Raw genomic sequence first — 6,874 nt, forward strand, 5'->3', positions numbered from 1 at the left:
CAACCAACGCAAAGCCAAGACGCATCCTTCTCTTCCCGCACGATTTGAAAAGGAGTTTCACGTGAAACACCACACCTTCCACGACCTTGTTGGAGTTGGATTAAGAACCCCTCACCTCGATTACTTTAGCCAATCCCAGCCTGAGTTGTCTTGGTTAGAAATCCACAGTGAAAACTATTTCCAACCCAATGCAACAGAGCGCCATCAGCTACAAACGCTTCGCGAGCAATATCAAATTAGCTGCCACGGTATTGGTTTGTCGCTAGGTTCGGTGGAACGTGTTAGTCAAAAGCATCTTGCGCAACTTAAATCACTGATTGACTCAATCGACCCAATACTTGTTTCTGACCATTTAAGTTGGAGTGAAAACGGCGGTCACTACTTTAATGACCTGCTTCCACTTCCGTATACGGAAGAAGCGCTCAACGTGTTCACTCGTAACGTGAATGAAGTGCAGGAATATTTGCAACGCGAGATCTTGATAGAGAACCCATCTAGTTATGTGAAGTTTCAACATTCGACCATCAGCGAATGGGAGTTTCTTACCGAAGTGCAAAAGCGCACTGACTGTCGTTTATTGCTCGATTTAAACAATGTTTATGTTTCGGCGTTCAACCACGGTTTTGATTGCGACACATACCTAGATGCGATTCCAGCCGACAAAGTGGATGAGATTCACTTGGCAGGTTTTACCATTAAACAACTCGACAAAGGTGAGATATGGATTGATACCCATAGCCGCCCAGTTAGCGATGAAGTTTGGCAGTTGTTTTCACAGTGGACAAAAAAACACGGTCCACGTCATACGTTGATTGAATGGGATTTGGATATCCCCGCGCCAGAAGTCTTATTAGGAGAAGCACAGAAAGCATCGCAACTACTGTTGCAAGGCACACTTCCAAGTGAACAAAGCGAACCAAGGAAGGCATCATGAATCTAGCCACCTTACAAAGCCAGTTTGCTAAAGCCCTACACTATCAAGCACTCGGCGAAGATTGCGATATTGCCAGTGATACGTTTACCGCTGATGAACGCATGCAGATTTACCGCAATAACTTTATCGTCAGCTTAAGCGAGGTGTTATCCGCGACCTACCCGATGGTTGAAGCGCTGCTTGGTGAAGAATGCTTTGAACAGATAGCTCGCCAGCATGTTCTTTCTTACCCATTAAAAGAAGGAAATGTGGTGCATTATGGCGAAGGCTTTCAAGACACCATCATGCAGTTTAGTCAGGTGATCGCACAAGCACCTTACAGCCCTGAAGTCGCACGCTTCGAGTGGCATATCGACCTAGCTCGTCAAGTACAGTATGAACAATCCAATGCAGCGGAATTAAAACCGCTTGCGTTACTTGGCGAAGTGAGTGAAGAGCAACAACCCGCTTTAGTCTTACACCTTAAAAAGGGCTGCCGCAGCTTTGACTCCAACTACGCAGTATTCGATCTATTTAGCGCGATTCAAACTGGGCAATTCGAACAACTTAATATCAACCAATTACAGCAAGGTGTCATCTCGATTCAAGCCAATGGAGAAGCCTTGTGTCACGCACTCGATGCCGATGTGTTCCAACTGCTGCAATGTTTAGAGCAGAAGCAGAGTTTGAGCGAAATACCTGAAGTTTTACTCGCTCATCTCAATCGCATCATGGCACTCGATATTGTTGACGGCTTTACATTGCAATCAATCTAAGGAGCACTCTATGACGGATACGGTTAAAAACTTAGTGAATCGGTACGATGATTTAATCAGTACCTTACAAGCAGGCTTTGTCCCTTTACTACTTCTCTTTTGTCGCTTTTGGGTTGCTTGGGTGTTCTTCAATTCAGGACTAATCAAAATCTTGTCTTGGGATAGCACGTTGTACTTATTTGAGCTGGAATACCAAGTGCCAATACTGCCATGGGAATTGGCGGCTTATTTAGGTACGGCTGCGGAGTTGGTTCTACCGGTGTTCTTGGCACTAGGACTGATTACCCGCCCGATGGCAGCAATTCTGTTTGTGTTCAACATCATCGCAGTGATCTCTTACCCACTGTTGTGGGAGAAAGGTTTTTATGACCACCAACTTTGGGGATTGATGATTCTTATCGTAATCGTATGGGGGCCAGGACCGCTGTCTTTGGACCACATCCTGAAAAAGAAAATGACGAGCTAAAAAAATCCCCGCATCATGCGGGGATTTTTTATTATTTATTCAAGTAAGCCAGTAGCTCTTCTGCTGAGATACCTTGCTGAGCGAGGTCTTTTGCCATCTGCTCGACTTGTTCATCTTTGCGTGACTCAATCACTTGCTGAAATTGGTACACGATATCACGCAAAATTGGCAGAGGTACTTGTTTAGCCGCACTACGAATACGCTCGGAGCTTTGATTACCCAGCTCATTAAGCAACTTGCCAAACATCACCTTTTCTGGTGAATCTTCCATTTGCTCTAGAATACGAGCCATTTCATACGTGGTTAACGACATTACTTTTTGAGTTCCGTTATGGTGTCAGGAAAAGTCTGAGTGACAAATATACACGCCTTACTTACATTGGAAAATACTAAATTACACTGATTTACGCTTTCGCAAAGCTCGAGTGCCAGTTCTTCCCTGCTTTTGTAAACAGAACGACCAACGCAGGTAATAGGACCCACATATGAATTGCGATCAAGGTTTGTGGATCCAGAGATAAGCGTTGCAGTGTACCCACCAACAAACCAGAGCCACTCATTTGGAACAATCCAAGCAGTGCAGCTGCCGTGCCCGCCTTATCACCAAACGGTTCTAACGCTTTCCCTGCCGCTGCACCCAGAATGAATGCAAAACCTACAGAAGACATGAAGATAGGTAGCATGAAAGAAAGCGCGGTATTCTGACCATTCATCACTAGCATGATCACACCTGCGAGACCCAGAGTTGAGATCCCGGTGACCAAGGTGTTGTGAGTTCCAACGCGCTCCATAAACTTAGGCGCCAGCATACATGCCGCAATGTTTATCACCGCATTTACACCAAACCAGAAAGTGAATTCATTCATCGACAGCCCCATCCCCGTCATCAATACCGACGGTGCTGAGGTAACGTAAGCAAGAATAACCGCCATCGCCATCAAGCATAATGACGCATGGAAAACAAAAGATGGTGTGCTAAGCACTGCCCAATACCGACTAAGCTTAAACACGGCTTGCTTTTCTGTTGACGGGTTAGTCTCTTTCATCATGAAAAACATCAATGATCCAGACACCACAGCAAAACCCGCCATAAAGCTAAAGTTAGCACGCCAGTCAAATTGTTGAGTTAACCAGCTACCTAGAATTGGAGCTAAAGCCGGAATGAAACAAATCGCACCGTTAAGGTAGCTGATCATTTTGCCGCTTTTTTCCGGGCCAAAGATATCGCGAACTGTTGCAAAGGCTGCTACCGATGTCGCACACGCACCTAAGCCTTGTAGCAGTCGGGAAACCAACATCCACTCAATATTTTGAGCACTCCACGCCAATAAAGCGCTCATCGCGTAAATGGTGATACCGCCCAATGCAACAGTTCGACGTCCGAGTTTATCTGCTAGGGGACCTGCGAATAGCTGACCAACACCCATAGCAAATAAGAACCAAGTGATCGTGTCTTGTGCTAGCGCATTATCGACCTGAAAAGTGGAAGCAATAAGAGGTAAAGCAGGTAGATAAATATCAATCGCTAAAGGACTGAAAAGAACCAAAAGGGTCAATAACGCCATCTGTTTTTTACTATTAGAAAACTGGCTAGACACACAACACTCCGAATTGGATAAAGAACTTTGGGTAAAGCTTAATCATCTGATGATATGAATGGAAATGATGTATAATCATGAGCATTATTCCTCAGAGGAAATTCACTGTGAACGTCGAAAAACTGGCTCGTATCGATTTAAATCTATTGGTCTGCTTTAAAGTGCTGATTGAAGAGTTAAACGTTACTCGTGCGGCCCACCGATTGTGCTTAAGCCAATCTGCCGTAAGTAAATCACTGGCTAAACTGCGCATTCAATTTGATGACCCGCTTTTCACTCGAAACTCACATGGATTAACACCTACGCCGCGCGCATTGTTTCTTAAACCGAAACTGGATCTGTTGATAAATCAGTTAGAAGTGCTGACTCAACCCGAAGAGTTTTCTCCGCAAAGCAGTGAATACCGTTTTCAAATAGCAGCGGTAGAGAGTGTCTACCCTCTCATTCTACCCCATTTCTTACCGGCGATTTTTCAACAAGCACCTGGCGTGACAATTAGCACACACCCGTGGTCGGATAATACATTTAAAATGCTTCAACGCGGCGAACTGGATTTAGGCTTAACTGGAAAAGATATCGATATAAACGATGCCAAGCTGACTCTTCAACCACCCGATGACATTTGCGAGTTGGAAATTTATCGTGATTACCAAATGTGCATCATTCGCAAAAACCACCCTGCGCTAAAACAACCTTGGAATCTGGAAGCCTATCTCGCCCTACGCCATGTACAAGTACGTTGTGATGGCAACGACCGTTGGTTGCTGGATTATCGCCTTGCAGATATTGGCGCCGACCGCGATATTGCCGTCACTGTGCCCGACTTTAACAGTGCCGCAAGTTTATGTTCATACACCGACTTTATCTTTACTGCGCCAAGTCATTTTGTGCAACTTGCGGCCAAACAGCTTGATTTGGTCGTGCTGCCACTACCGTTAGAATTCCCACCTATGGCTTACACTTTATTCTGGCACCGAGATAGAGAAAACGACCCTGCATTAGGCTGGCTACGTACGATGATCACACAAAAAACCGATCACCTTAGATAAAAACACCGCGCTCAATTTGCGCTTAGCGGCTAAAATGAGTAGCTTAACTGTCGTAGTCCTTTTTGGCTCATCTATGGCCTAGTTGTACTCCGACTCTATTGAAGTGATTGCGAACCTCAATGGAATCGTAAACTGCATGAAGCAGATGGAAACAGCTCCCACACCTGAGCATGAAGGAGCGGTAATTTGAAGGAATAACACAGATGCACAACGATACCCAAAGCCGCGTGAATGCAATTCGCGAATGGCTAGCACAACATAATATTGATGCCCTACTTGTCCCACATGAAGACGAGTACTTGGGCGAATACGTACCAGCGCACAACGAGCGTTTACATTGGCTAACTGGCTTTACTGGTTCTGCTGGTGCTGCGGTAATCACCAAAGACAAAGCCGCTATCTTTGTTGATGGTCGCTACACAGTACAAGTAACAAAGCAGGTTCCTGCTGATCTATTCGAATACCGTCACTTGATTGAAGAGCCTGCACTAGATTGGATTAAAGACCATCTTGCAAATGGCGCGTCTGTGGCAATCGACCCTCGCATGCACAACTCTGCTTGGCTAGACATGGCACAAGCAAAACTTGCAGGTACCCTTGAGCTTAAGATTCTCGATAGCAACCCAATTGATGAACTGTGGCACGACCGCCCTGCTCCTGTGGTTTCTGATGTTCGCCTAATGGCAACAGAAACAGTTGGACAATCAAGTGAAAGCAAACGCCAAGAAATCGCAGAGCTCGTGAAAAAAGCCGGTGCAGACAGCGCTGTGATCACAGCACTTGATTCTATCTGTTGGTTGCTCAACGTTCGTGGTCTAGATGTCTCACGTCTACCAGTTCTGCTTTCTCACGCGATTCTGCACTCAGACTCAAGCGTGGAATACTTCCTAGATCCTGCTCGCCTACCTGCTGAGTTTGACGCTCATGCTGGTGCCGGCGTGACGGTTCATCACCCAGAAGCATTGCAAGCACGACTAGAAAACCTAACTGGCAAGAATGTACTGGTTGACCCTGCAACAAGTAACGCATGGTTTAAATTGGTTCTACAAAATGCTGGCGCATCTGTGGTGAGTAAAGCTGATCCATGCCTAATGCCAAAAGCGGCGAAGAACGCCGTTGAAATCGCAGGTATGAAAGCATGTCATATCCGTGATGGCGTGGCGATGAGCAAGTTTCTATCTTGGTTAGATGCTGAAGTCGCTGCTGGTAACCTGCATGATGAAGCGACGCTGGCAGACAAACTGGAAGCGTTCCGTAGCGAAGACCCAACACTTATGGATCTTAGCTTCGATACTATTTCAGCGGCAGGTGGCAACGCGGCGATGTGTCACTACAACCACGAGAACCAACCTGAACCTGGCAAGCTAGAACTGAACACGCTTTACCTTGTGGACTCAGGCGGTCAGTACCTAGATGGCACGACAGACATCACGCGTACCATCGCGATCGGTCAGCCTTCACAAGAGATGATTAAACAATTCACTCTCGCGCTAAAAGGCCACATCGGTGTTGCTCGTGCACGTTTCCCGAAAGGCACACGTGGTTACCAAATCGATACGCTAGCTCGTCAGCACCTGTGGGCGGAGGGCTACGATTACGATCACGGTACTGGTCACGGTGTCGGTCACTTCCTAAGTGTTCATGAAGGTCCGGCGAGCATTTCGAAGAAGCAAATCGACGTGCCTCTAACAGAAGGCATGGTGCTATCCAACGAGCCAGGTTACTACCGTGCAGATGCGTTTGGTATCCGTATCGAGAACCTAGAGCTTGTTGTTGAAACCCCAACTAACGGTGACTTCCCTGTTCTATCATTTGAGTCGCTAACACGCTGTCCAATCGACAAGCGCAATATCAACGTTGATATGCTAACTCGTCCAGAGCTTGCTTGGTTGAATGATTACCATCAGAAAGTATGGGATGAGATCAGCCCACTTGTTGAAGGTGATGTGAAAGAGTGGCTTCGTCAAGCAACGCTACCTGTAGCACACAGCTAGAAGCTAGAAGCTAGAAGCTAGAAGCTAGAAGCTAGAAGCTAGAAGCTAGAAGCTAGAAGCTAGAAGCTAGAAGCTAGA

At 46.2% G+C, this 6,874-nt stretch carries 7 protein-coding genes; 5 read left to right on the forward strand and 2 right to left on the reverse strand.

Annotated features, from left to right (window positions below):
- Positions 1 to 61 precede the first annotated feature (61 nt).
- Genes R7Q48_RS22455 through R7Q48_RS22465 form a run of 3 tightly spaced genes read left to right on the forward strand, consistent with a single transcriptional unit; the run spans position 62 to position 2,155 of the window.
- The gene (locus R7Q48_RS22455) at positions 62 to 934 is read left to right on the forward strand and encodes a DUF692 domain-containing protein (RefSeq protein ID WP_033907320.1); all 873 of its coding nucleotides are present in this window, start codon (positions 62 to 64) and stop codon (positions 932 to 934) included.
- Positions 931 to 1,689: a DNA-binding domain-containing protein gene (locus R7Q48_RS22460; RefSeq protein WP_054577293.1), complete on the forward strand. Its 759-nt coding sequence runs from the start codon at positions 931 to 933 to the stop codon at positions 1,687 to 1,689. The genes R7Q48_RS22455 and R7Q48_RS22460 overlap by 4 nt, the downstream gene beginning before the upstream one ends.
- A gap of 10 nt (positions 1,690 to 1,699) precedes the next feature.
- Complete coding sequence (locus R7Q48_RS22465; protein WP_176311210.1) at positions 1,700 to 2,155, forward strand: DoxX family protein; 456 nt, start codon at positions 1,700 to 1,702, stop codon at positions 2,153 to 2,155.
- Between the two features lie 31 nt (positions 2,156 to 2,186).
- On the opposite strand, the gene R7Q48_RS22470 is transcribed toward R7Q48_RS22465, so the two are convergent.
- The gene (locus R7Q48_RS22470) at positions 2,187 to 2,468 is read right to left on the reverse strand and encodes a hypothetical protein (RefSeq protein ID WP_005378786.1); all 282 of its coding nucleotides are present in this window, start codon (positions 2,466 to 2,468) and stop codon (positions 2,187 to 2,189) included.
- Between the two features lie 91 nt (positions 2,469 to 2,559).
- Positions 2,560 to 3,753 (reverse strand): multidrug effflux MFS transporter, encoded by a 1,194-nt coding sequence (locus R7Q48_RS22475; protein ID WP_005382927.1) that lies wholly within the window; start codon positions 3,751 to 3,753, stop codon positions 2,560 to 2,562.
- 107 nt (positions 3,754 to 3,860) lie between these two features.
- Here R7Q48_RS22475 and R7Q48_RS22480 point away from each other — a divergent pair, with 107 nt between their 5' ends.
- Positions 3,861 to 4,802, forward strand: a complete 942-nt coding sequence (locus tag R7Q48_RS22480; protein WP_005378791.1) for a LysR family transcriptional regulator — start codon at positions 3,861 to 3,863, stop codon at positions 4,800 to 4,802.
- Positions 4,803 to 5,005: 203 nt separating this feature from the next.
- The gene (locus R7Q48_RS22485; protein ID WP_239945745.1) at positions 5,006 to 6,796 is read left to right on the forward strand and encodes an aminopeptidase P family protein; all 1,791 of its coding nucleotides are present in this window, start codon (positions 5,006 to 5,008) and stop codon (positions 6,794 to 6,796) included.
- Positions 6,797 to 6,874: the final 78 nt, after the last annotated feature.

The sequence above is a fragment of the Vibrio sp. 378 genome, from assembly GCF_033339435.1.